Source organism: Streptomyces sp. NBC_00154 (genome assembly GCF_026342835.1).
In the GTDB taxonomy this organism is placed as follows: Bacteria; Actinomycetota; Actinomycetes; order Streptomycetales; family Streptomycetaceae; genus Streptomyces.
Window position 1 is genome coordinate 2,303,042 of record NZ_JAPEMI010000001.1, and the last position, 23,103, is coordinate 2,326,144.

Genomic DNA, 23,103 nt, shown 5'->3' on the forward strand with positions numbered 1-23,103 from the left:
GCTCGACCGAGCACCGAGGAACGAAGAACACCGAAGGCCCCCTGTTCCCGCCGCTGAGCGGCGGGAACAGGGGGCCTTCTACGGCTGTGCGCCGGTGCGGCTACGCGTCAGTGCGAGTGACCGTGACCGCCGTGACCGGCGTCGGCCTCGTCCTCGGCCGGCTTCTCGACGACCAGGGTCTCGGTCGTGAGCAGCAGCGACGCGATGGACGCGGCGTTCTCCAGCGCGGAGCGGGTGACCTTGACCGGGTCGATGACGCCGGCCTTCACCAGGTCGCCGTACTCGCCGGTCGCGGCGTTGAAGCCCTGGCCCTTGTCGAGCTCGGCGACCTTCGAGGTGATGACGTAACCCTCGAGGCCCGCGTTCTCGGCGATCCAGCGCAGCGGCTCGACGGCGGCGCGGCGCACGACCGCGACACCGGTGGCCTCGTCGCCGGTCTTGCCGAGGTTGCCCTCGAGGACCTTGACGGCGTGGACCAGAGCGGAGCCACCACCGGAGACGATGCCCTCCTCGACCGCGGCGCGGGTCGCGGAGATGGCGTCCTCCAGACGGTGCTTCTTCTCCTTGAGCTCCACCTCGGTGGCGGCACCGACGCGGATCACGCACACGCCGCCGGCCAGCTTCGCAAGGCGCTCCTGGAGCTTCTCGCGGTCCCAGTCGGAGTCCGTGGAGTCGATCTCGGCCTTGATCTGGTTGACCCGGCCCTTGACGTCGCCGGGCTCGCCGCCGCCGTCCACGATGGTCGTGTCGTCCTTGGAGACGGTCACGCGGCGCGCCGTGCCCAGCACGTCCAGACCGGCCTGGTCGAGCTTGAGGCCGACCTCCTCGGCGATGACGGTCGCACCGGTGAGGGTGGCGATGTCGCCGAGCATGGCCTTGCGGCGGTCACCGAAGCCCGGGGCCTTCACCGCGACGGCGTTGAAGGTGCCACGGATCTTGTTGACCACCAGGGTCGACAGGGCCTCGCCCTCGACGTCCTCGGCGATGATCAGCAGCGGCTTGGAGCCACCGGCCTGGATGACCTTCTCCAGCAGCGGGAGCAGCTCCTGGATCGAGCCGATCTTGCCCTGGTGGATCAGGATGTACGGGTCGTCGAGGACGGCCTCCATACGCTCCTGGTCGGTCACCATGTACGGGGACAGGTAACCCTTGTCGAAGGCCATGCCCTCGGTGAACTCGAGGTCCAGACCGAAGGTGTTGGACTCCTCGACGGTGATGACACCGTCCTTGCCGACCTTGTCCATCGCGTCCGCGATGAGCTCGCCGACCTGCGAGTCCTGCGCGGAGAGCGCGGCCACGGCGGCGATGTCGGACTTGTCGTCGATCGGGCGGGCGGTCGCGAGGAGCTCCTCGGACACGGCCTTGACCGCGGCGTCGATGCCCTTCTTCAGGGCGGCCGGGGACGCACCCGCGGCAACGTTGCGCAGGCCCTCGCGGACGAGCGCCTGGGCGAGCACGGTGGCGGTGGTGGTGCCGTCACCCGCCACGTCGTTGGTCTTGGTCGCCACCTCCTTCACCAGCTGGGCACCGAGGTTCTCGTACGGGTCGTCGAGCTCGACCTCGCGCGCGATGGTGACACCGTCGTTGGTGATGGTGGGAGCGCCGAACTTCTTGTCGATGACGACGTTGCGGCCCTTGGGGCCGATCGTCACCTTCACCGTGTCGGCAAGCTTGTTGACGCCACGCTCAAGGGCGCGACGGGCGTCCTCGTCGAACTTCAGAATCTTCGCCATGGGAGCTGAGCTGTCCTCTCAAACGAACTGCGCCCCTGACCGCCGGCTAGGTATTTCGCAGGGGGCCAGGGGCGCAGAACAGAAGCAAACGTGGGTGAATTACTTCTCGACGATCGCGAGCACGTCGCGAGCCGAGAGGACGAGGTACTCCTCGCCGTTGTACTTCACCTCGGTGCCGCCGTACTTGCTGTAGAGCACGATGTCACCGGTGTTGACGTCGAGCGGAAGACGCTCGCCGTTCTCGAAGCGACCCGGGCCCACGGCCAGGACGACGCCCTCCTGGGGCTTCTCCTTGGCGGTGTCCGGGATGACCAGGCCAGAGGCCGTGGTCTGCTCGGCGTCGAGCGGCTGGACCACAATGCGGTCCTCAAGCGGCTTGATGGCAACCTTGGAGCTGGTGGTCGTCACGATCCGGCCTCCCCCTTCGGAGATCTCGGGGTTAACTGCGGGGTTAACTGTCTGGGGTGGCGACCAGGTGGATCCGTCGTCGCGGGTGCCGGACCTGCCAGTCGCACAGTACTGCTGGCACTCTCCAGTGGGGAGTGCCAGAGCCGAGACTATGACCGCGATTAGCACTCGGTCAAGCGGAGTGCCAATTCGGTGCGGTCGTGGCGTGGCAGCCACGGGCAGGGTCCCCTGGGTCGCAGCCCAGGAGCATGCGCCCCGGGCGAGGCTCGCGGGGCGAAGTTCACGGGCCCGCGACGTCCACGGGCACGCGGCTACCGCCGGTCGCACCCGGCCCCGGGGTCCACGGAGCCGTACGATTCCGGCCGGTCCGGCTGCCGCTGCCTCTGCGGTGGCGACAGCCGGGGGTCCGCGGACTCCTGCGGCCCGTCCCGCCGCCCGCAGGCGGTGACGACCCGCGACCCGGGCGCCTCGTGATCACCCCGCACGTCCGCCTTCGGCCCCGACTCCGACGTCCGCCCCGCCGTCGGCCCCCGGTGCGGGCCGTGCACCTTCTGCGCAGCCTTCCGGCCCAGTCGTTCGATCGGGTCGACCGACTGCGCACACCCGGCGGTGGCAGTCAGAAGAACGCCTGCCGTCAGTAGTCCGGCGAGCAGCCGGCGCGCCCGGCTCATACGTAGTCCTCCGGCCGTGCCACGGCGTACCCCTTGTCCGTGTTGGTCTTCATGACCGCCGTGACCGTCTTCATGACCGCGCGGATCATGGCGGCCAGGCTGCCGCTGCCGTCCAGGTCCGGGGCGCCCCCGGAAGTGCCCGAGGGGCGCGGCCGGAACCGCGTATCCCGGCCGCCCCGTCGCAGGTCACCCTGCCTGCGACGGATCGAGCACGGCCTCCGCCCCGTCATGGCAAATTCTTCCTTTTGTCGTAAAACCGCATGATCTCGGATGGTGGCAGCAGTCGAACGATCACTCGGCCCGACACCGCCGCCGACCCCCGAGCGGTCCCCCGGCTGGCTCACAATGGGCCGGTGAACGCCTTCGCCCCGACCGGCCCGACAGACCCGCGCGACCCGAGCAGCCCGAGCGACCCATCCGGTGTCGCCGACCCGCTCACCGACCCGCTCGTCGCCTTCACGGCACTGCGCACCCCCGAGGGCACGGCGCTCCTGACCGAGCTGCGGTCCTACGACCCCGCCCAGGAGCTCGCCACCGCGACCCGGCTGCGCCGCAGCCACCCGGCCGCGCTGGTCTCGGCGGCGCTGGGGCAGGCGCGGCTGCGGCAGCGGGCGGTGGCGAAGTTCGGTGCCGAGGACGCGTACCGGATGTTCTTCACGCCGAACGGTGTCGAGCAGGCGACCCGTACGTCGGTAGCCACGTACCGGGCCGGCCGGTTCGCCGCAGCCGGTGTCCGCAGCGTCGCCGATCTCTGCTGCGGGATCGGTGGTGACGCCATCGCGCTCGCCCGCGCGGGCATCTCCGTCCTCGCCGTGGACCGCGACCCGCTGACCGCCGAGGTGGCACGCGCCAACGCCGCCGCGCTCGGGCTGGACGCCCTGATCGAGGTGCGGTGCGCCGATGTCACCGAGATCGACACCGCCGCGTACGACGCCGTGTTCGTCGACCCGGCCCGGCGCGGCGGACGCGGCAGGATCTTCGACCCGGAGGCGTACTCCCCGCCGCTCTCCTGGGCGACCGGCGCCGCGCTGAAGGGCCCCCACGCCGCGCTGAAGATCGCCCCCGGCATCCCGCACGAGGCGGTCCCCGAGCAGGCCGAGGCCGAGTGGATCTCGGACGGCGGCGATGTGAAGGAGGCAGTGCTCTGGTTCGGCGAGGGGTTCGCGGCCGGCTCGTACCGCGCCACGCTGCTCCCGGCCGGCGCGACCCTGTCGGCTCCGGCCGCGCTGCCCGCCCCGCCCGTCGGCCCGGTCGGCCGCTATCTGTACGAGCCGGACGGTGCCGTCATCCGTGCGCATCTGGTCGCCGACATCGTGGAGCGGTCGGGCGGCCGGCTGATCGACGAGACGATCGCGTACGTCACGAGCGACGAACCGTACGACTCCCCGTACACCTCCGCGTACGAGATCACCGACCGGCTGCCGTTCAACATGAAGAAGCTCAAGGCGCTGCTGCGGGAGCGGAAGGTCGGCGTCCTGACCGTCAAGAAGCGGGGCTCGGCCGTCGAACCGGAGGAGTTGCGCCGCAAGATGAAGCTCCAGGGCCCGAACGCCGCGACCGTGTTCCTGACCCGGGTCGCCGGGGCGCCGACCATGCTGATCGGCCACCCCGTGCGGCCGGAGATGCCTTAGGCCAAGTCGGTCAGGTCTTCTGCGTACACCTGGGAGAGCGGCTGCGGGCCCACGTACTGCTGGCAGTTGCACTGCCCGGCTTCGAAGCGGACCGGCTTCTTGCTCTCGTCCCAGGCCGCCGGCACCTCGACCCGCTCATGGCACTTGCCCCGCTTGTCATGCTTCGCAAGGTGGTGCGTGCAGCCGCAGACCGGCTCCGGCGGCCGGTTCGCCGCCTCGACGGCCAGGCGTTCCTGCTTGCTCGCCTCCAGCAGTTCCAGCTTGCGGGTGTGCCGGTTGCGCAGCGCCGTACGGACGTTGTCGACCGCCCATCCGAAGCCGCCGGTCCAGAAGACGATCAGCACCCACCAGTACCACTCCATGTGACACCCTCCCCCTGCGCAGATCCTGCTACGCGGCCAGGATAGGGGCGGGGGCAGCGGTGAGCGCCGCCGCTGACGGAGAACAGCGGCTCGGACCCGCGCGCCCCGACGAGCACCCGCAGGAGCCGACGGCGGTGCACGAACGCCTTGGTGACGCCGGCCAGGCCGGACAGCCGGCCGATCGTCGGGAGGCTCATGAACGACAAGTGGGACGGACGGGGTCGGTCGACAGCGCGGAGCCCCGCCCGTCCCGGTCCGGTTCAGTCGTACTGCTCACTGTCCAGGTAGTCGTCGTAGGCATCGGGCTCGCCGGCCGAGCCGAGGTACTCGGAGTCGTGGACGGCATCCGCCACGTCGGGATCGTGCTCCGGCTCGCCGCTGTAGTCGTACTGATCGGACATGGCGCCTCCTCTCTCGACGGGCACCCGATGCGCCCGGTCACACAGTCAACGAGGCCGCCGAACCGACCGGTGCGCCCGCGCGATCGGAGTGACTCCATGCGGATGACCGGCGCCACCTCAGTGGCGTACAGCCCGGCCGGCCGGTTGACCGTGTGCGGCGGCAGCCCCGCCCGGAGTGGCCGCGGCCCGGACCGTCAGGCGTTGAGCAGCGCCTCGATGTCGAGCTTCTTCATGCCGAGCATGGCCTTCATGGCCCGGTCCGCCTTGGCCGGGTCCGGGTCGGAGAGCGCCTCGGACAGCCCGCGCGGGACGATCTGCCAGGACAGCCCGTACTTGTCCTTGAGCCAGCCGCACTGACTCTCCTCGCCGCCGTCGGTGAGCTTGGCCCACAGATCGTCGACCTCCGCCTGCGACTCGCAGTCGACGGAGAGCGAGATCGCTTCGGTGAAGGGGAACTGCGGGCCGCCGTTGAGTGCGACGTACTCCTGGCCGGCCAGCCGGAATTCGACGGTCATGACCGCACCCGGCTCGCCCGGCGACGCCTCGGTGTAGTGCGTGACGCCCAGCACCTTCGAGTCCCCTCCGAAGACGGAGACGTAGTGGTTCGCGGCCTCCTCGGCCTGGTTGTCGAACCACAGGAAGGTCTTGATCTTCTGCATGGCCTGCTCCTCGGCGACTCGTACGGGGGGTGGCTGTGCAAGGTAGACCCTGCCGCCGCCCGAAACTCATCGCGGCGCGCCGCCTTCCTCCGCCTCCTTCTCCGCCCGCGCCAGCAGCAGCGCCCGCTCGCGTGCGTTGCGGGTCAGTCCCGCCGCCCGCACGAATTCCGCCCGCGCCTCGTCCGCACGCCCCAGCCGTGCCAGCAGATCGCCGCGCACGCTCGGCAGCAGGTGGTACGCCGCCAGCGCCCGGTCGCCGGCCAGGGCATCGACCAGTGCGAGCCCGGCCCCGGGCCCCTCGGCCATCGACACCGCGACCGCGCGGTTCAGTTCCACCACGGGTGACGGGGCCGCCTTGGCCAGCAGGCCGTAGAGCGTGGCGATGACCGCCCAGTCCGTCTCCTCGTACGTCACCGCGTGGGCGTGGCACGCTGCGATGGCGGCCTGCAGGGCGTACGGGCCGGGGGCCCCGCCCAGCGCGTTCGCCCGCTCCAGGGCCGCGTACCCGCGCCGGATCAGCAACCGGTCCCAGCGGGACCGGTTCTGGTCGGCGAGCAGGACGGGCTCGCCGTCCGGGCCGGTCCTGGCCGCGGTGCGGGACGCCTGGAGCTCCAGCAGGGCGACCAGGCCGTGCACTTCGGGTTCCTGCCCCATCAGCCCGGCCAGCACCCGGGCCAGCCGCAGCGCGTCCTCGCAGAGCCCCGGGCGCAGCCAGTCGTCGCCCGCGGTGGCCGCGTACCCCTCGTTGAAGATCAGGTAGATCACTTCGAGTACGGAGTCGAGCCGGGCCGCGCGGTCGGCGCCGTACGGCACTTCGAAGGGGACGCCGGCCCGGCCCAGGGTGCGTTTCGCGCGGACGATGCGCTGGGCGACTGTCGGCTCGGAGACCAGGAACGCCCGGGCGATCTCGTCGGTGGTGAGGCCGCCGAGCAGCCGCAGGGTGAGCGCGATCCGGGCCTCGGTCGACAGCACCGGGTGGCACGCGGTGAAGATCAGCCGCAGCAGGTCGTCGTCGATGTCGTCGGCCCCTGCGATGTCGTCCGGCCCGGGCGGCTGCACGTCCTCCAGGGTCCGTCCGACCTCGGCGAGCTTGCGGGCGTACGTCTCCTTGCGGCGGACCAGATCGATCGCGCGGTGCTTGGCGGTGGCCGTCAGCCAGGCGCCCGGCCGGTCCGGGACACCCGACTCCGGCCACTGCTCCAATGCCGCGACCAGGGCGTCCTGCGCGAGTTCTTCGGCGATGCCCACGTCCCGCACGATGCGGGCGACAGCGGCGATGATCCGCGCGGACTCGATCCTGAATACGGCCTCGACCGCCGCGGCCGCGCTTGCTTCCGTCACGGCCACCCATCAGAGCAGCCCATCAGAGGCGGAGCAAGCGCGGCCGGGCCGGGGCGGTAGCGCGTACTGGCTCAGCCCTCGGCGATCTCGCGGACCTCGGCGGTGACCGTCCAGTTGTTCGGGTGGATCTCCAGGAACCGCTTGGTCCACTCCAGCGCCTCGGCCTTGTCCTTGCACTGCATGAGCGCGTAGCCGCCGACGACTTCCTTCGTCTCGGTGAAGGGTCCGTCGGTGTAGCTCAGCTTGCCGTCCTCCCAGCTGACCCTCGTCCCCTGGGAGGTGGGGGCGAGCCCCGCGGTGTCCAGCATGACCCCGGCCTTGGTGATCTCCTCGAACAGCGCCCCCATGCGCGCCTCGAACTCGGGGTCCGGGGTCTGGGCGGGCAGGTTCTGCTCATCGATGCGGATCATCGACAGAAAGCGCGGCATGGTGACTCCTCGGTGCGGGAGGACGGGGGCTTTCCCTGCCTCTCACCCTTGCGTCGAACGGGAGACGCCGCAATCGACACACCTCCGGAAGATTTTTCCGGCCTTTATCGCAGGGACGCCCAGAGCCTGCTCGCGGCGGGCTCCTGCGCCACCACCCGGTTGGGGTCGGACGGGGCCGCGACGACGGGCATGGTGACCGTGGTCAGCCCGGTCGAGGAGAGGGCGCCGAGGCTCTGCGCCAGGCCCCTCAGCTCGCCGAGCGAGTCGAGGCCGGTGTCCGTGGTCAGACTGCCGGTGACCGCGTCCACCATCTTGTACAGGCCGGCCGGGTCGGTCAGCAGATCGGTCTTCCCGGCCTCCTGCAGCAGCGCCTCGACCAGCTGTTGCTGGAGCTTTATCCGGCCCAGGTCGCTGCCGTCGCCGATGCCGTGGCGGGTGCGGGCGAAGGCCAGGGCCTGGGTGCCGTCGAGCCGGTGGGTGCCCGCACCGAGGTGGAGATGACTGCTGTCGTCGTCGATGTCCTGCGTCGTGGTGACGGTCACCCCGCCCAGCGCGTCGACGAGACCGGCGAAGCCGGCGAAGTCGATCTCGATGTAGTGGTCCATCCGGACGCCGGTGAGCTGCTCCACCGTCTTGACCGCGCAGACGGGACCGCCGACCGCGTACGCGCTGTTGAACATCGCCCGGTAGGTCGTCGGAGTGGTGCCGCCCGAAAGGGTCGGACACGAGGGGCGCGTCACCAGGGTGTCGCGCGGAATGCTGACGACGGTGGCCTTCGTACGGTCGGCATCGACATGGACGACCATCGCCGTGTCGGAGCGGGCGCCCGTGCTGTCACCGCCGCCGAGCGCGGAGTTCTCGCTGCCGCTGCGCGAGTCCGACCCGAGAACCAGGATGTTCAGCACACCGGTCGGCAGCGGGGACGCGGAGGCCGAGGGCGACGCCGACGCCGAGGGGGCCGCGGCCGGCACGGTGACGGGCACCCTGGCGGGGCGGTCGTCGCCCAGCGCGCTGTCGATGTCCACACTGCGGATGTTCTGGTTCAGATGCCAGTACGTCCACCCCGCCCCGGCCGCGGCGAGCACCAGGATGCAGCCCATCACAGCCGCGGCCGCCTTGAGCCGACGGGAACGGCGTCTCTTGTCTCCGGTCACGTCGAGGAACGTAGGTCCGAATTATTACGCCGGGAACCCTTGTTCGGTTTTCTTTCGGGAAATCTCAGGATCCGTTGAGTTTTCTCATGTCCCGCCGACATCCCGGCCGGTGTCCGGACCGGCGACCTCGAACCGCCAGCGGTGCACTGCCCGGGTGATCAACTCCGGCTCGGGCTCGGGAAGTTCGGGCAGCACGTCGCCGTACGCCGCCTCCCACCAGGTGATGACCAGCACCCGGTCCTGCGGCGCGCGCAGCAGTTCGTACCGCAGCGGCTCGTACGCCAGCTCGCCCGCGCGCGCCCGCGCCCACTCCAGCAGCTCGGCGCCCCGGCCGGCCACGGCCCGGGCCTCCCACATGAGGGCGACGGTCATGAGTAGAGGTTGTCCTTGCTGACCTCGTGCACATGATCGTGGTCGTGGTGGTGCGCACTGCCCGGCACATGCGTGTCCGTCACCGGCAGCGACGAGTCCGCCGACAGCTCCAGGTCCGACGCCGACCGGTTGCGGGCCACCATCTCGGCGCCCAGCGCCGCGACCATCGCACCGTTGTCCGTGCACAGCCCCGGCCGCGGCACCCGCAGCCGGATGCCGGCCCGCTCGCACCGCTCCTGGGCCAGCGCCCGCAGCCGCGAGTTGGCCGCGACCCCGCCGCCGATCATCAGATGGTCGACGCCCTCGTCCTTGCAGGCCCGGACGGCCTTGCGGGTGAGCACATCCACCACGGCCTCCTGGAAGGACGCCGCCACGTCCCGAACCGGCACCTCCTCGCCCGCGGCCCGCTTCGCCTCGATCCAGCGGGCGACGGATGTCTTCAGGCCGGAGAAGGAGAAGTCGTACGCGGGGTCGCGCGAGCCGCTCAGTCCGCGCGGGAACGCGATGGCCTTCGGGTCGCCCTCCTTCGCCAGCCGGTCGATGACCGGCCCGCCGGGGAAGCCGAGGTTCAGCACCCGGGCGATCTTGTCGAAGGCCTCGCCCGCCGCGTCGTCGATGGTCGCGCCCATCGGCCGTACGTCGTTGGTGATGTCCGGCGCGAGCAGCAGCGACGAGTGGCCGCCGCTGACCAGCAGCGCCATGGTCGGCTCGGGCAGCGGGCCGTGCTCCAACTGATCGACGCAGATGTGCGAGGCGAGGTGGTTCACGCCGTACAGCGGCTTGTTCAGCGCGTACGCGTACGCCTTCGCCGCCGAGACGCCGACGAGCAGCGCGCCCGCGAGCCCGGGACCGGCCGTGACGGCGATGCCGTCGAGGTCGCGGGCGCTGATGCCGGCTTCCTTCAGGGCGCGTTCGATGGTGGGGACCATCGACTCCAGGTGGGCGCGGGAGGCGATCTCCGGGACGACGCCGCCGAAGCGGGCATGGGTGTCGACGCTGGACGCGATGGCGTCGGCGAGCAGCGTCGTACCGCGGACGATACCGACGCCGGTCTCGTCGCAGGAGGTCTCGATGCCGAGTACGAGCGGTTCGTCAGCCATCAGTCAGTCTCTGTCTCTTGTACGGGCTCTTGTGCGGGCTCTTGCACCGTCAGGCGCATGACGAGCGCGTCGATGTTGCCCGGCTGGTAGTAGCCGCGGCGGAAGCCGATCGGTTCGAAGCCGAAGCGTTCGTACAGCTTCTGCGCGCGGGTGTTGTCGACCCGGACCTCGAGCAGCACCTCGGCGCACTCGAAGGCCGTGGCGTGCTTCAGCAGGTCGGTGAGGAGTTCCGAGCCGAGGCCGCCGCCCCAGTGGTCACGGGTGACGCCGATCGTCTGGACGTCGGCGAGGTCACCGGCCGCGGCGAGCCCCGCGTACCCGACGATCCGGCCGGTGACCGGGGACTCGGCGACGACATAGCGCCGGGTCGCCTGCGGGCCGCGCGCGTGCGCCAGCTCGGACCAGAACATACCGGCCGACCAGGCGTCCTCCGGGAACAGCTCGTGTTCGAGCTCCAGCACCGGATCGATGTCCCACCAGCGCATTTCACGCAGTACGGCGGTCGGGGGCGTCACTTCGGGGTGACCACCTTGTAGTTCTTCGGGACCTGGGCGTCGGGCCTGCGCAGATACAGCGGCTGCGGCGGCAGCAGCTGCGCTCCCGCGGCGAGACGCTCGGCGGCCAGGGCTGCGAGCGCACCCGCGGAGACGTGCTCGGGACCGCGGGCGTCCGGGAACGCGTCGGGGTAGAGCGCCGCGCCCGCCCCGACCACCGGAAGGCCGGCGAGCTGTTCGGCGATGTCGGCGGGCCGGTCGACGGCGGGTTCACCGATGCGGGTACGGGGGTCCTCGTACCGCGCCCAGTAGACCTCCTTGCGGCGGGCGTCCGTCGCGACGGCGAACGGGCCCTCCAGGCCGCTGCGTCCGGCGGCGTACGCGAGGCCGTCCAGCGTGCACAGCCCGTACACCGGCACGGAGAGCACCGAGCCGAACGTCGCGGCCGTCACCAGCCCGACCCGCAGGCCCGTGTACGGTCCCGGGCCGACGCCCACGACCACCCCGGTCACGGCGTCGAGTCCCGTCCCGGCGTCGCCGAGGACCCGGTCGACAGCGGGCAGCAGCAGCTCCCCGTGCCGTCGGGCGTCGACCTGACTCGACTCGGCGACGACGGCGGTCCCGTCGTGCAGGGCAACGGTGACGGCGGGGGTGGCGGTATCCACAGCGAGCAAGAGCACGCAAACAGCCTACGGCTCCGGCGACGGCACCACGGCTCCCCGTACGGAGTCCCGTTCCCACCGGCCGCTGCTGCTACCGTCACCCGGTGTACGCGGGTACGACGTAAACGCTTGTACGACATGCGACATACGAAGCGCTTGCGTGACAGACGAAAGCGAAAGGGGCGCGCACGGTGGCAAGGGGCAGCTCGGGAATCGTGGCCGGGCTCACTGCGGCGGCACTCGCCGCGGTCGGTTTCCTGGCCTACCAGGCATCGGCGAATGTCCCCGAGACACTCGCCGTCCCCAGTCCGAAGGCGACCAGCACCGCCCCCGCCGCCGGCCACGCCGCCGAGCACAAGGACAAGAAGAACCCGCTCGCGGTCCCCGCCGACTCCGGCGCCGGGGCGCGGGTCGTGTACGCGCTGGACGACCGGCGGGTGTGGCTGGTCGACGCGAAGGGAAAGATGCTCCGGTCCTTCGCGGTCATGCCGAGTTCCGTGAATCCGCGGCCCGGGTCGTACAAGGTGCGTTCGCGCACGGGCGTCATCAAGGGCTCGGACGGCGTGCCGATCGAGCACGTGGTGCTGTTCGCGATGGCCGACGGCGGCGTGCCCGTCGGGTTCAGTGCGGCGCAGGACGGCTCCATGAAGAGCCCCGACCCGAAGCGGAAGACCGGCGGGGTACGGATGAAGCGGGCGGACGGCAACGCGATGTGGGCGTTCGCGACGGTCGGCGCAAAGGTGGTCGTGGTCCCGTAACGCCCGGGCGGAAGCCGGCTGCGCGTCGTCTCGTGCGGAAGCCCGCTACGCGGCGTCGCGCTCCTCGGACGCCTGCGGCTCCCCTGATTCCTGCCGTTCCTCGGACGGCGGGGTGGAGACCGCGGTGGCCGCGGCGCAGGCCGCCAGTAGATCCTTCATCGACACCGCGGACGGCACTGGCGGCTGCGGCTGCGCTTCACGCTCGGGCGTCGGCATGGATGCCTCCTGGGGCTCCGGTGGAAGGCGTGGTTAGGTAGACCTAACCCGCTCTCGGCATCCATGTGACCACGCCCGGCCTGCCCCGCGCAACAATATGCCGACAGCCTGTCGGAAAACTCGTCTGCGCGGGCTCAGTGCGCCGCTTCCAGCGCCGCCCGCAGCCCGGACCAGCGCGCGCCGATCCCGACCAGCGTCACCGAGCGCCGTTCGTCGGCCGTATCGCCGACCGCGCGGTGGATCACCACGTGCAGCCGGTCGTCCGACAGCTCCTCGACCTTGCCGTCTCCCCACTCCACGACCACTACCGACTCCGGCAGCGACACGTCGAGGTCCAGGTCCTCCATCTCGTCGAGCCCGCCGCCCAGCCGGTACGCGTCGACATGGACGAGCGCCGGGCCGATGCCCAGGGACGGGTGGACGCGGGCGATCACAAAGGTGGGAGAGGTCACGGCGCCGCGCACCCCGAGGCCCTCACCGAGGCCCCGGGTCAGCGTCGTCTTCCCGGCACCGAGCTCACCGCTGAGCATCACGAGGTCGCCGGGGCGCAGCAGGCCGGCGATCCGGCGGCCCAGGGCCTGCATCTGTTCGGGGGAGGTGACGTCGAGACGGGCGGTGACCGGGGTTTCCCCGGCCGGGGCTGCTCCGGCCTGCGTCTCCCCGATCGCCGGGTGCGCGCCCGGTGCGTTTGCGGCGTCAGCCGCCAGGCTGTTGTGCGGTGCTTCCATGCCCGCCAACGTTAGCCGCTGCCGGTACGGCTCCGATCCGGACCAGCAGGTCCGCCATCCGGTCCGTCACCGTCTCCGGGTGCTCCAGCATCACCAGATGCCCGGCGTCCGGCACGATGACCAGCTCCGCGTCCGGCAGCTCGTCGGCGATGGCCTCGCTGTGCGAACTGGGCGTCACCAGGTCCTTGTCGCCCGCCAGGATCAGCACCGGGATGTCGCGGAACGCGGGCAGCGCCGCACTCTTGTCGTGCTCGGTGAAGGCCGGGTAGAACTCCGCGACCACATCGATCGGGGTGGACTCGATCAGCCGCTCGGCGAACCGCTCGACCGCCGGATCCACGTCCCGCGAACCGAACGAGTACCGCTTGATGAGCCCGGCGAAGAGATCGGCGGTCGCCCGCCTGCCCCGCTCCACCAGCTCCGCCTGCGAGCCGAGGGCCTTCAGCACCCCGGGCAGTACCCGTCGCACGGCGTTCACGCCCGCGACCGGCAGCCCGAAGCTGACCTCGCCGAGCTTCCCGCTCGACGTGCCGACGAACGCGACGGCGGCGACCCGGTCCCGGATCAGCTGCGGGTACTGATCGGCGAGCGCCATGATCGTCATGCCGCCCATCGAGTGCCCGACCAGCAGCAGCCGGCCCTCGGGGGCGGCCGCGTCGATGACCGCCTTCAGGTCGCGGCCGAGCTGGTCGATGCCGACCGTCACACCCTCGGCCTGGGCCCGGCCACGCTCGGAGCGGCCGTGGCTGCGCTGGTCCCAGTGCACGGTGCGCACCAGTCCGCGCAGCGCCGCCCGCTGGAAGTGCCAGGAGTCCTGGCTGAGGCAGTAGCCGTGGCTGAAGACGACGGTGACGGGCCCGGGGGCCTTGCGGCCGAAGAGCCGGCGCCGCCGCGGTCCGGTACCGGCGGCCCCGGCGCCCGCCCCCGGTCTGGTACCCGCGCCCGTACCACCGTCCGGTTCGACCTCGTCGGTCTCGTAGTACAGCTCGGTGCCGTCGTCGGCGGTGGCCCGGCCGGGCATGCCGCGCAGCGAGCCGTACGGCCCCGAGGCGTCCAGCGCCAGCCTGGCCCTCCTGCGCATGCCCCGGCCGACAGTCATCCGCTCGACCGCGACCCCGGCCGCCGCACCGGCCGCGATCACGCCTATGGCGGCTCCGGCAATGCCTGCCCGGCGCCAGCCGACCGCCACAGCGGCCGCCGTCGCCATCGCGTCCCCCGCACTGCTCTCGCTCACCGTGCCGCGCTCCTCGTCGATCGTTGTCCGTCAGGTCTGGTCAGGAGATGCAGGACGTGCCGGATCGGGCTTGATCAGGTCGGATCGGGCGCGGTCTCGTTCTCGGCGGCCCGGATCCCGTCCGGGCCGGCCTGGGCGTCGTTCTCGTCGGCCGGGGTCTCGTTCACATAGACGCGCGGTACCCGGCCGCCGATGCGGGTGACGATCTCGTACGCGATCGTGCCGGCCGCCTCCGCCCAGTCCTCGGCACTCGGCTCACCCCGGTCCCCCGGCCCGAACAGCACCGCGTCGCTGCCCACCTCGACGACGTCCCCACCGAGGTCGACGACGAACTGGTCCATCGCCACCCGGCCCGCGACCCGCCGCAGGGCGCCGCCGACGAGGACCGGGCCGCGCCCGGAGGCGTGGCGCGGGATGCCGTCCGCGTAGCCGAGCGGGATCAGGCCGAGCGTCGTCTCGGCGGACGTCGTGTAGTGGTGCCCGTAGCTGACACCGTGACCCGCCGGCACCTGCTTGACCAGGGCGATCGACGCGGCGAGCGTCATCACCGGGCGCAGCCCGAAGTCCGCCGGGGTGCCCAGCTCGGGGCTGGGCGAGATGCCGTACATGGCGATCCCGGTCCGTACGAGGTCGAAGTGCGACTCGGGGACCGTCAGCGTCGCCGGAGAGTTCGCCATGTGCCGTACCTCGGGTTCGACGCCCGCCTTCTCCGCGTACGCCACCATGTCCCGGTACACACCCAACTGGGCGGCGATCGACGGGTGGCCCGGCTCGTCGGCGCAGGCGAAGTGGGACCAGAGGCCGGTGATGCGGACCGTGCCCGCCTGCTCGGCGGTGCGGGCGGCGGCGACCAGCTCCGGCCAGTCGGCGGGCTGGCAGCCGTTGCGCCCGAGGCCCGTGTCGGCCTTGAGCTGGATACGGGCCGGCCGGCCGGCGTCCTCGGCCGCGGCGACGACCTCGCGCAGCGCCCACATACCGCTCACCGACACGTCGATGTCGGCCTCGATCGCCTCGCGCCAGGGTCCGCCCGGCGTCCACAGCCAGCACATCACCCGGCCGCCGAGCCCGGCGGCGCGCAGGGCCAGTGCCTCGTGCGGCGTCGCGGTGCCGAGCCAGGTCGCCCCGGCTTCGAGCGCGGCCCTGGCACACGGCACCGCCCCGTGCCCGTACGCGTCGGACTTGACGACGGCCATGAGTTGCGCGCCGGCCGCCCGGGCACGCAGCGCGCGCACGTTGGCGCGCAGTGCGGCGAGGTCGATCTCGGCTCGGGCTCTCAAGGACGCTGTCTCGTTCATCGCGCCCAGTCTCTCAGAGGCGTACGGCAGGGCCCTCAGGTACCGGGCCCGGGGCGCGTCAGGGGCGTCGGGACCACGCACGACGCCACCGACGTCACCGGTGGCGCAGCTCATGTTCCACATGCTCGACGAGAACCGGGACATGACTGTGCGGGACGTCCTTCACCGCCGTGACCAGGGTCACCGGACCGCCCGCGCGGACCAGTTCCACCAGCTCATGGACCGCCGCCGTGTGCACGGGGTCGGCGAGCTCGGCACGGTAGCGGTCGACGAAGTCGTCGTAGCGGGTGCCGGTGCGGTCCTCGTGGTACCAGGAGCGGAGTTCGTTCGACGGCGTGAGGTCCTTGAGCCACCGGTCGATCCTCGCCCGGTCCTTGGCGACGCCGCGGGGCCAGAGCCGGTCGACGAGGACCCGGGTCCCGTCACCGTCCTCCTGCGGGTCGTACACCCGGCGTACCCGTACCGAACTGCTGCCCACCGTCGACCACTCCTCACCGGCTCTCATCTGCGGTTCCCTGCCTGCTGGTGCTCAGGATCGCTCAGGCCCGTACGTCCCGCCACGCCGCCGGGATCGCGTCCGCGACGTCCTGCGCGGCGACCGGGCCGCCGTCCGAGGCGTGCCGGGCCGCCAGACCGTGCAGATGGGCACCGACGGAGGCGGCGTCGCGCGGATCGAGGCCCGCGGCCAGCAGGGATCCCGTCAGCCCGGAGAGGACGTCGCCGCTGCCCGCCGTGGCCAGCCAGGAGGTGCCGGTCGGATTGACCCGTACGGGAGTGTGCTCGGTGTCGGTGGCGACCAGCGTCGTCGACCCCTTGAGCAGCACGGTGGCGCGGTAGCGGGCGGCGAGTTCCCGCACGGCGGCGAGCCGCCCCGCCTCGACCTCCTCGCGCGGCACGCCGAGCAGCGCGGCAGCCTCCCCGGCGTGCGGGGTGAGCAGCGTCGGAGCGGTGCGCGACCGCACGACGGAGGCGTCGAGCAGCCGCAGCCCGTCCGCGTCCACCAGCACCGGGACATCGGCGGCCAGCACGTCGGCGACCGCCGAGACGGCCGCCGTACCGTCACCGAGCCCGGGGCCGACGACCCATGCCTGCACCCGCCCCGCCTTCGACGGCGGCCCCGAGTGGACGAGGGTCTCGGGGTGCCGGGCGATCACGGCGTCGGCGCCCGGGCCGACGTACCGCACCGCCCCCGCACCGCCCCGCAGCGCCCCGCCGACGGCGAGCACCGCCGCTCCCGGATACCGGGCGGACCCGGCGACGATGCCGACGACCCCGCGCCGGTACTTGTCGCTCTCACTGGCGGGAACGGGCAGCAGCGCGGCGACATCCGCGTACTGCAGCGCCTCCAGATCGGGTACGCCGGGCAGCTCGTCGTCGAGCCCGATGTCGACGAGGCGCAGCGCGCCCGCCCGGTCGGCGGCCGGGTCGATGAGCAGCCCCGGTTTGTACGTGCCGAAGGTGACCGTCGCATCGGCCCGCACGGCGTCGCCGAGCACCTCACCGGTGTCCGCCTCGACACCGCTGGGCAGATCGACGGCGACGATCGGCGCCCCCGTCGCCTCGAGGGCCCGCACCAGCGCGGCAGCGCCCTCACGCAGCCCGCCGCGGCCGCCGATGCCGGTGATGCCGTCGACGACGAGATCGACACGGCCGATCAGGTCCGTGCTCACCTGGTCGGCGCCGTCCACACGCCCGCCCGCCGCGCGGAGCGCCGCGACCCCGCCCTCGTGGGCCCGGTCCGGCGCGGTCAGCAGGGCGCGGACGCCCGCGCCGCGCCGGGCCAGCCGGGCCCCCGCGTACAGCGCGTCGCCGCCGTTGTCGCCGCTGCCGACGAGCAGGACGACCCGGGAGCCGTACACCCGGCCGCTCCGCCGCAGCAGATCGGCGCAGGCCGCCGCGAGACCCGCGGCGGCCCGCTGCATCAGGGCGCCGTCGGGCAGCCGCGCCATCAGGGCGCGCTCGGCGGCCCGTACGGTCTCCACGCTGTACGCAGTTCGCATACGGTCAACCCTCCGCGATCACCACGGCCGACGCCACCCCCGCGTCATGGCTCAGCGAGACGTGCCAGTGCTGTACGCCCAGCTCGGCCGCGCGCGCGGCGACGGTGCCGACGACGCGCAGCCGGGGCTGCCCGCTGTCCTCGACGAACACCTCGGCATCCGTCCACAGCAGATCGCCGGGCGCACCCAGCGCCTTGGCGATGGCCTCCTTGGCGGCGAACCTGGCGGCCAGCGAGGCGATCCCACGCCGCTCGCCGCTGGGCAGCAGCAACTCGCTGTCCAGGAACAGCCGCTGAGCCAGATGCGGCGTACGCTGCAGCGCCGCGTCGAACCGTTCGATCTCCGCCACATCGATCCCGACCCCGATGATCACGCGCTCACTCACTCATTCATTGGTTCACTCGACGGTCACGGACTTCGCCAGATTGCGTGGCTGGTCCACCTCGTTGCCGCGGGCGGTGGCCAGTTCGCAGGCGAAGACCTGCAACGGCACGGTCGCCACCAGCGGCTGAAGCAGCGTAGGCGTAGCGGGGATCCAGATCAGATGGTCGGCGTACGGAACGACCGCCTCGTCGCCCTCCTCCGCGATGACGATGGTGCGCGCGCCACGCGCCCGGATCTCCTGGATGTTCGACACGATCTTCTCGTGGAGCACCGACCGGCTGCGCGGCGACGGCACGACCACGACGACCGGCAGGTCGTTCTCGATGAGCGCGATCGGCCCGTGCTTCAGCTCACCGGCGGCGAAGCCCTCGGCATGCATGTACGCGAGTTCCTTGAGCTTCAACGCGCCTTCGAGGGCCACCGGGTAACCCACATGGCGCCCCAGGAAGAGGACGGTGTCCTGGTGCGCCAGCGAGCGGGCCAGCTCTCGCACCGGCTCCATGGTCTCCAGCACCTGTTCGACCTGCCCGGGGACCTCGGAGAGCTGCCGGACGACGGTCCGGATCTCGTCGCCCCACTTCGTGCCGCGGGTCTGGCCGAGATACAGGGCGACGAGATAGCAGGCGACGAGCTGCGTCAGGAACGCCTTGGTCGAGGCGACGGCGACCTCCGGTCCGGCGTGCGTGTACAGCACCGCGTCGGACTCACGTGGAATGGTCGACCCGTTCGTATTGCAGATGGCGAGGACCTTCGCTCCCTGCTCGCGGGCGTGCCGCAGAGCCATCAGCGTGTCCATCGTCTCCCCGGACTGGGAGATCGCGATGACGAGGGTGCGCTGGTCGAGGATCGGATCGCGGTAGCGGAACTCGCTGGCGAGCTCCGTCTCGCAGGGCAGCCGGGTCCAGTGCTCGATGGCGTACTTGGCGATCATCCCGGCGTGGAACGCGGTCCCGCAGGCGACGATGACGACCTTGTCGACCTCCCGGAGCACATGCGGCGGGATGCGCACCTCGTCGAGGTGGAGCGAGCCCGCGCGGTCGATCCGGCCCAGCAGGGTATCGGCGACCGCCTTCGGCTGCTCGGAGATCTCCTTGAGCATGAAGTAGTCGTAGCCGCCCTTCTCGGCCGCGGAAGCGTCCCAGTCCACGTGGTACTTACGGACATCGGCGGGCTGTCCGTCGAAGTCGGTGACCGTGACGGACTCCCGCCGCAGCTCGACGACCTGATCCTGCCCCAGCTCGATAGCGGAGCGGGTGTGCGCGATGAACGCGGCCACGTCGGAGGCCAGAAACGCCTCCCCCTCCCCGACCCCGACCACCAGCGGCGAGTTCCGCCGGGCCCCCACCACCACATCCGGCTCATCGGCATGCACGGCCACCAGAGTGAACGCCCCTTCGAGCTGCCGGCAGACCTGCCGCATCGCCTCCGCCGGATCACCGCTCGACGAGTACGCCTCGGCGAGCAGATGGGCGACGACCTCGGTGTCGGTCTCGGACGCCAGATCGTGGCCGCGCTCGGCAAGTTCGGCGCGCAGCGCGGCAAAGTTCTCGATGATGCCGTTGTGCACGACGGCGACGCGCCCCGCGTTGTCGAGATGCGGGTGGGCATTGGCATCGGTGGGAGCGCCGTGGGTGGCCCAACGGGTGTGCCCGATCCCGGTGGTCCCGGCCGGAAGGGGCTGCTCCACCAGCGCCTTCTCCAGATTGACGAGCTTCCCGGCCTTCTTCACGGAGGCAAGCCCGCCGTCCGCGAGAACGGCGATGCCCGCGGAGTCGTAACCCCGGTATTCGAGGCGCTTGAGCCCCGCGACGACAACATCAAGCGCGGACTGCCCACCGACGTAACCGACGATTCCACACATAACGATCCTTTCGTGGTCGCCCTCCCCTCGCTTGGCATCGTCGCAGAAGGGGCGCGGGGCGGCCGGGAACATTCGTCGGCGGCGTCGGCGTGGCCCTGACGTGAGGTGAAGTCCCCTCCGGTTCCGCGCGGCGGACGGCTGGAAAACTCACCGCCGCACTGTCCGCGCAGGCTGCTAACCTCCGGTTCTTCGTTGTCTCACCCCGCCCGTCGTCGACACGCCCGCGAGCCGTCCCGCACGCGAGCCCCCACCGGTCGCGTCCGCTCCGAGGACTGTCATGTCACAGACCAGCACCCTGATACGGCCTCAGCTACGCCGAGTACCGCACCTGGCATCTGACCGCGGACGCGGTGCGCGACTGGGCACGGACCCGGTTCACCCGGGACAACGCCGTCCTGTGGATCACCAGTGACACCGTGCCCGACGGACTCGACCTGGCCCTTCCGGCCGGCTCCCCGCAGCCGCCGCCCGTGGTGACGTCGGCGCTGCCCGTCACCCCGGCCTTCATCCACGGTGACGACGGCGGAGTCGTCCTGGACGGCATCGTCCGACGCTCCACGGCCGCCACGCTCCTCCGCGAGGTGCTCGGCCGTGCGCTCTACACCGATCTGCGCCAGAACGGCGGCTACTCGTACATCGCCGACAGCAGCTACCACCCGCGCGACAACGACTTCGCGACCATCACCGCGTTCGCCGACGCCCTTCCAAGAAGCGGGACGCGGTGGTCGGTGGCTTCGTTGACGTGCTGGCCAGGCTGCGGGCGGGCCGCATCGAGCAGTCCGAACTCGACTCGGCGCGTGCCAAGATCCTCAAGGTGTACGACACACCCGACGCCGGGGCGGCCAGACTGCCCTCGTACGCACTGAACCTGCTCTGCGGACACCGGAACCTCACCCCCGACGAGCACCGGGCCGAGCTGGCCGCCGTCACCGTCGGCGACCTGCGCGACGTGGCCCGCGAGCTGCACTCCACGGCACTGATCCAGGTGCCGGGCCGGGACGTCGAAGGGGCCGGGTTCACGTCCGCCCGCAGTGGTCCACCACGTCCCGGGCCCTCGCGGGGACCACGCACCGCTCCCCCGGGAACGACGACGTGGCACTGGTCGTCGGCCCCAGGAGTGTCACGCTGCGCACCCCCGGCGGCGAGATCACCGTGCGGTACGAGGCCTGCGCCGCCCTGCAGGTCTTCCCGGACGGCGCCCGGCACCTCACGGGCCTCGACGGCTTCACCGTCGCGGTGGAACCGACGCTGTACGACCGGCTCGGCCCGGACCGGTCGCGGTGATCGACGCCGGGGTACCGGCCGCCGCGGTGGTACGGATGCCGGAACGTGACGCCGACTCCATCCCCCGGCCCGCGTCCTCTCCCGGCGGCGGGCTGAAGAGCCGGACCCGGTCCGTGCTGAGGTCGCTGCGGATCGGCCGCTGAGGCTGATACCCCCCGCGGCTGCAGGTAGGGCCCGGTGTCCGCCACAGAGGTGCGGACACCGACCCCTGTCGTCGACGGCGGACACCCACGGGTGCATCATGTCGCTGCCGGGTGTCAGCCCACCGGCCGAGCACTCGGGGGGTGCGGGCGCGTGTCCGGCGCCGAGAGACCAGACGTACCGACACGCCCGCCGTGGGACCTCCGGCCTTCTCAGCCGCACCCGGGGCCTCCTCCGCCCCATCGGCCGAAGCGCCCGATGTCGAACGGGACCGCCGTCGTGCTGGGGCTTTGCATCGGTGCGGGCCTCGTGGTGCTCCTTCCCATGGGTCTGGTCATCCTGCGTACCGTGAACGCTCCCCCGGAGCCGGACGACCAGGGCGGACAGCTCGTATTCGCCGCGAACGGCACCTTCAGCGCCACGGAGGCCTGCGGCGACTACCGGGACGCCGGCACCGGCGCCAGTTCCGGATTCGATTTCCCCTCCACCATGACCGGGACCGGAACCTGGGACTCGCAAGTGTCCGAGTACGACGACAACGCCACGGAGGTGTCCGTCGAGTTCGCCCCCAGCGATGTCAGTGGCGAACTCGTGGCCAGGGGCAAGCCCGATTCCGCCCTCCTGTGGACCTTCATCGGCGACCCCGACAGCGGAGAGCTCTGTGTGCTCAGGAAAGTGAGCACACAACCGTAGGTGGCACGTCCGGCACGAGCCCTTTCGTCTCCCCACGTGACCGACCCCACCCCCCACTCCGTCAAAACTCCCGCAACAATGAACCTGTGATCACTTCGCCGCCACGGAGCACCCAGCGACGCGCCGAGCACGCTTCGACGCCGTACGTCGACCTGTCGCGTGCCGAATGGAGTGCCCTGCGCGACAAGACCCCACTGCCGCTGACCGCCGCCGAGGTCGAGCAGCTGCGCGGGCTCGGGGACGTCATCGACCTCGACGAGGTGCGGGACGTCTACCTGCCGCTCTCCCGGCTCCTGAACCTCTACGTCCAGGCCACCTCCGGCCTGCGCGGCGCCCTCAACACCTTCCTCGGGGACGCGGGCAACGGCCACGGTGCGCAGCGCGGCACTCCTTTCGTCATAGGGGTCGCGGGCAGTGTCGCCGTCGGCAAGTCCACCAGCGCCCGTATCCTCCAGGCGCTGCTGGCCCGCTGGCCCGAGCACCCCCGGGTCGAGCTGGTGACCACGGACGGGTTCCTGCTGCCGATGAAGGAGCTCCAGGCGCGCGGGCTGATGTCGCGCAAGGGGTTCCCGGAGTCGTACGACCGACGCGCCCTGACCCGCTTCGTCGCCGACATCAAGGCCGGCAAGGACGAGGTGACCGCGCCCGTCTACTCGCACCTGATCTACGACATCGTGCCGGGCGAGCGGCTCACCGTACGCCGCCCCGACATCCTGATCGTCGAGGGCCTCAACGTGCTGCAGCCCGCGCTGCCCGGCAAGGACGGCCGCACCAGGGTCGGGCTCGCCGACTACTTCGACTTCAGTGTGTACGTGGACGCGCGGGCCGAGGACATCGAGACCTGGTATCTCAACCGCTTCCGCAAACTGCGCGAGACCGCGTTCCAGAACCCGTTCTCGTACTTCCGTAAGTACACACAGGTCTCCGAGGAGGAGGCCATGGAGTACGCCCGCACGATGTGGCGGACCATCAACAAGCCCAATCTGCTGGAAAATGTGGCCCCCACCCGGGGCCGTGCCACCCTGGTGCTGCGCAAGGGCCCGGATCACAAGGTCCAACGTCTGTCGCTGCGCAAACTCTGAGACTCCGACCT

General features: G+C 71.4%; 29 protein-coding genes. 7 read left to right on the forward strand and 22 right to left on the reverse strand.

The features are described from left to right. Positions 1-107 precede the first annotated feature (107 nt). From groL to OHA03_RS10085, 4 genes are all read right to left on the reverse strand, one after another. Positions 108-1,733, reverse strand: coding sequence for a chaperonin GroEL (gene groL / locus OHA03_RS10070; protein WP_267002901.1), 1,626 nt, complete (start codon positions 1,731-1,733; stop codon positions 108-110). Between the two features lie 99 nt (positions 1,734-1,832). Continuing rightward, entirely contained in the window at positions 1,833-2,141 is a 309-nt protein-coding gene (gene groES / locus OHA03_RS10075) for a co-chaperone GroES (protein WP_030914297.1), read from the reverse strand. A 311-nt stretch (positions 2,142-2,452) separates the two neighbouring features. Continuing rightward, a complete protein-coding gene (locus OHA03_RS10080; protein ID WP_267008281.1) occupies positions 2,453-2,812 on the reverse strand; it encodes a hypothetical protein in 360 nt (119 codons plus the stop codon). Further along, positions 2,809-3,042 carry a hypothetical protein gene (locus OHA03_RS10085; RefSeq protein WP_267002904.1) on the reverse strand — a complete coding sequence of 78 codons (234 nt, stop codon included), beginning with the start codon at positions 3,040-3,042 and terminating at the stop codon, positions 2,809-2,811. The genes OHA03_RS10080 and OHA03_RS10085 overlap by 4 nt, the downstream gene beginning before the upstream one ends. 30 nt (positions 3,043-3,072) lie before the next feature. On the opposite strand from OHA03_RS10085, the gene OHA03_RS10090 reads away from it, so the two are divergent. Further along, positions 3,073-4,443, forward strand: coding sequence for a class I SAM-dependent methyltransferase (locus OHA03_RS10090; RefSeq protein WP_267002906.1), 1,371 nt, complete (start codon positions 3,073-3,075; stop codon positions 4,441-4,443). Here OHA03_RS10090 and OHA03_RS10095 read toward each other — a convergent pair. The 10 genes from OHA03_RS10095 to tsaB form a co-directional block, all read right to left on the reverse strand. Next, on the reverse strand, positions 4,440-4,805 hold the full coding sequence (locus OHA03_RS10095) for a hypothetical protein (protein ID WP_267002908.1): 366 nt from the start codon (positions 4,803-4,805) through the stop codon (positions 4,440-4,442). The genes OHA03_RS10090 and OHA03_RS10095 overlap by 4 nt on opposite strands. A gap of 260 nt (positions 4,806-5,065) precedes the next feature. Continuing rightward, positions 5,066-5,206 carry a hypothetical protein gene (locus tag OHA03_RS10100; RefSeq protein ID WP_267002910.1) on the reverse strand — a complete coding sequence of 47 codons (141 nt, stop codon included), beginning with the start codon at positions 5,204-5,206 and terminating at the stop codon, positions 5,066-5,068. Positions 5,207-5,400: 194 nt separating this feature from the next. Further along, positions 5,401-5,865 (reverse strand): VOC family protein, encoded by a 465-nt coding sequence (locus OHA03_RS10105; RefSeq protein ID WP_267002912.1) that lies wholly within the window; start codon positions 5,863-5,865, stop codon positions 5,401-5,403. A gap of 66 nt (positions 5,866-5,931) precedes the next feature. Further along, complete coding sequence (locus OHA03_RS10110; protein ID WP_267002914.1) at positions 5,932-7,212, reverse strand: RNA polymerase sigma factor; 1,281 nt, start codon at positions 7,210-7,212, stop codon at positions 5,932-5,934. Positions 7,213-7,277: 65 nt separating this feature from the next. Beyond that, positions 7,278-7,634 (reverse strand): YciI family protein, encoded by a 357-nt coding sequence (locus OHA03_RS10115; RefSeq protein WP_267002916.1) that lies wholly within the window; start codon positions 7,632-7,634, stop codon positions 7,278-7,280. 104 nt (positions 7,635-7,738) lie between these two features. Then, positions 7,739-8,734, reverse strand: coding sequence for an LCP family protein (locus OHA03_RS10120; protein ID WP_267007996.1), 996 nt, complete (start codon positions 8,732-8,734; stop codon positions 7,739-7,741). 138 nt (positions 8,735-8,872) lie between these two features. After that, positions 8,873-9,160, reverse strand: a complete 288-nt coding sequence (locus OHA03_RS10125) for a hypothetical protein (protein ID WP_267002918.1) — start codon at positions 9,158-9,160, stop codon at positions 8,873-8,875. Next, positions 9,157-10,260 (reverse strand): tRNA (adenosine(37)-N6)-threonylcarbamoyltransferase complex transferase subunit TsaD, encoded by a 1,104-nt coding sequence (tsaD, locus tag OHA03_RS10130; protein ID WP_267002920.1) that lies wholly within the window; start codon positions 10,258-10,260, stop codon positions 9,157-9,159. Before tsaD ends, OHA03_RS10125 begins: the two co-directional genes overlap by 4 nt. Then, the gene (gene rimI, locus OHA03_RS10135) at positions 10,260-10,775 is read right to left on the reverse strand and encodes a ribosomal protein S18-alanine N-acetyltransferase (RefSeq protein ID WP_030914270.1); all 516 of its coding nucleotides are present in this window, start codon (positions 10,773-10,775) and stop codon (positions 10,260-10,262) included. The genes tsaD and rimI overlap by 1 nt, the downstream gene beginning before the upstream one ends. Next, positions 10,772-11,434 carry a tRNA (adenosine(37)-N6)-threonylcarbamoyltransferase complex dimerization subunit type 1 TsaB gene (gene tsaB, locus OHA03_RS10140; protein ID WP_267002923.1) on the reverse strand — a complete coding sequence of 221 codons (663 nt, stop codon included), beginning with the start codon at positions 11,432-11,434 and terminating at the stop codon, positions 10,772-10,774. The genes rimI and tsaB overlap by 4 nt, the downstream gene beginning before the upstream one ends. 173 nt (positions 11,435-11,607) lie before the next feature. Here tsaB and OHA03_RS10145 point away from each other — a divergent pair, with 173 nt between their 5' ends. Continuing rightward, the gene (locus OHA03_RS10145; protein ID WP_267002925.1) at positions 11,608-12,174 is read left to right on the forward strand and encodes a hypothetical protein; all 567 of its coding nucleotides are present in this window, start codon (positions 11,608-11,610) and stop codon (positions 12,172-12,174) included. A gap of 45 nt (positions 12,175-12,219) precedes the next feature. On the opposite strand, the gene OHA03_RS10150 is transcribed toward OHA03_RS10145, so the two are convergent. The 8 genes from OHA03_RS10150 to glmS form a co-directional block, all read right to left on the reverse strand. Continuing rightward, a complete protein-coding gene (locus OHA03_RS10150) occupies positions 12,220-12,390 on the reverse strand; it encodes a hypothetical protein (RefSeq protein ID WP_267002927.1) in 171 nt (56 codons plus the stop codon). A 134-nt stretch (positions 12,391-12,524) separates the two neighbouring features. Beyond that, positions 12,525-13,118, reverse strand: coding sequence for a tRNA (adenosine(37)-N6)-threonylcarbamoyltransferase complex ATPase subunit type 1 TsaE (tsaE, locus tag OHA03_RS10155; RefSeq protein WP_267002929.1), 594 nt, complete (start codon positions 13,116-13,118; stop codon positions 12,525-12,527). Continuing rightward, positions 13,087-14,352, reverse strand: coding sequence for an alpha/beta fold hydrolase (locus OHA03_RS10160; protein WP_030979644.1), 1,266 nt, complete (start codon positions 14,350-14,352; stop codon positions 13,087-13,089). Before OHA03_RS10160 ends, tsaE begins: the two co-directional genes overlap by 32 nt. 74 nt (positions 14,353-14,426) lie before the next feature. Next, on the reverse strand, positions 14,427-15,647 hold the full coding sequence (alr, locus tag OHA03_RS10165) for an alanine racemase (protein ID WP_267002931.1): 1,221 nt from the start codon (positions 15,645-15,647) through the stop codon (positions 14,427-14,429). Between the two features lie 94 nt (positions 15,648-15,741). Beyond that, a complete protein-coding gene (locus OHA03_RS10170) occupies positions 15,742-16,152 on the reverse strand; it encodes a DUF488 domain-containing protein (RefSeq protein WP_267002933.1) in 411 nt (136 codons plus the stop codon). A 34-nt stretch (positions 16,153-16,186) separates the two neighbouring features. Continuing rightward, complete coding sequence (locus tag OHA03_RS10175; RefSeq protein WP_267002935.1) at positions 16,187-17,647, reverse strand: NAD(P)H-hydrate dehydratase; 1,461 nt, start codon at positions 17,645-17,647, stop codon at positions 16,187-16,189. Positions 17,648-17,651: 4 nt separating this feature from the next. After that, positions 17,652-18,020, reverse strand: coding sequence for a holo-ACP synthase (locus OHA03_RS10180; protein WP_267007997.1), 369 nt, complete (start codon positions 18,018-18,020; stop codon positions 17,652-17,654). Positions 18,021-18,044: 24 nt separating this feature from the next. Continuing rightward, the gene (gene glmS, locus OHA03_RS10185) at positions 18,045-19,892 is read right to left on the reverse strand and encodes a glutamine--fructose-6-phosphate transaminase (isomerizing) (protein ID WP_267002937.1); all 1,848 of its coding nucleotides are present in this window, start codon (positions 19,890-19,892) and stop codon (positions 18,045-18,047) included. 350 nt (positions 19,893-20,242) lie between these two features. Between glmS and OHA03_RS10190 the strand changes: the two genes are divergently transcribed. From OHA03_RS10190 to coaA, 5 genes are all read left to right on the forward strand, one after another. Next, on the forward strand, positions 20,243-20,758 hold the full coding sequence (locus OHA03_RS10190; protein ID WP_267002939.1) for a hypothetical protein: 516 nt from the start codon (positions 20,243-20,245) through the stop codon (positions 20,756-20,758). Between the two features lie 226 nt (positions 20,759-20,984). Further along, the gene (locus OHA03_RS10195; protein ID WP_267002970.1) at positions 20,985-21,176 is read left to right on the forward strand and encodes a hypothetical protein; all 192 of its coding nucleotides are present in this window, start codon (positions 20,985-20,987) and stop codon (positions 21,174-21,176) included. Beyond that, positions 21,173-21,319 carry a hypothetical protein gene (locus tag OHA03_RS10200; protein ID WP_267002972.1) on the forward strand — a complete coding sequence of 49 codons (147 nt, stop codon included), beginning with the start codon at positions 21,173-21,175 and terminating at the stop codon, positions 21,317-21,319. Before OHA03_RS10195 ends, OHA03_RS10200 begins: the two co-directional genes overlap by 4 nt. 256 nt (positions 21,320-21,575) lie before the next feature. Beyond that, the gene (locus OHA03_RS10205) at positions 21,576-22,010 is read left to right on the forward strand and encodes a hypothetical protein (RefSeq protein WP_267002974.1); all 435 of its coding nucleotides are present in this window, start codon (positions 21,576-21,578) and stop codon (positions 22,008-22,010) included. Positions 22,011-22,096: 86 nt separating this feature from the next. After that, positions 22,097-23,092 carry a type I pantothenate kinase gene (gene coaA / locus OHA03_RS10210; RefSeq protein WP_030914205.1) on the forward strand — a complete coding sequence of 332 codons (996 nt, stop codon included), beginning with the start codon at positions 22,097-22,099 and terminating at the stop codon, positions 23,090-23,092. Positions 23,093-23,103: the final 11 nt, after the last annotated feature.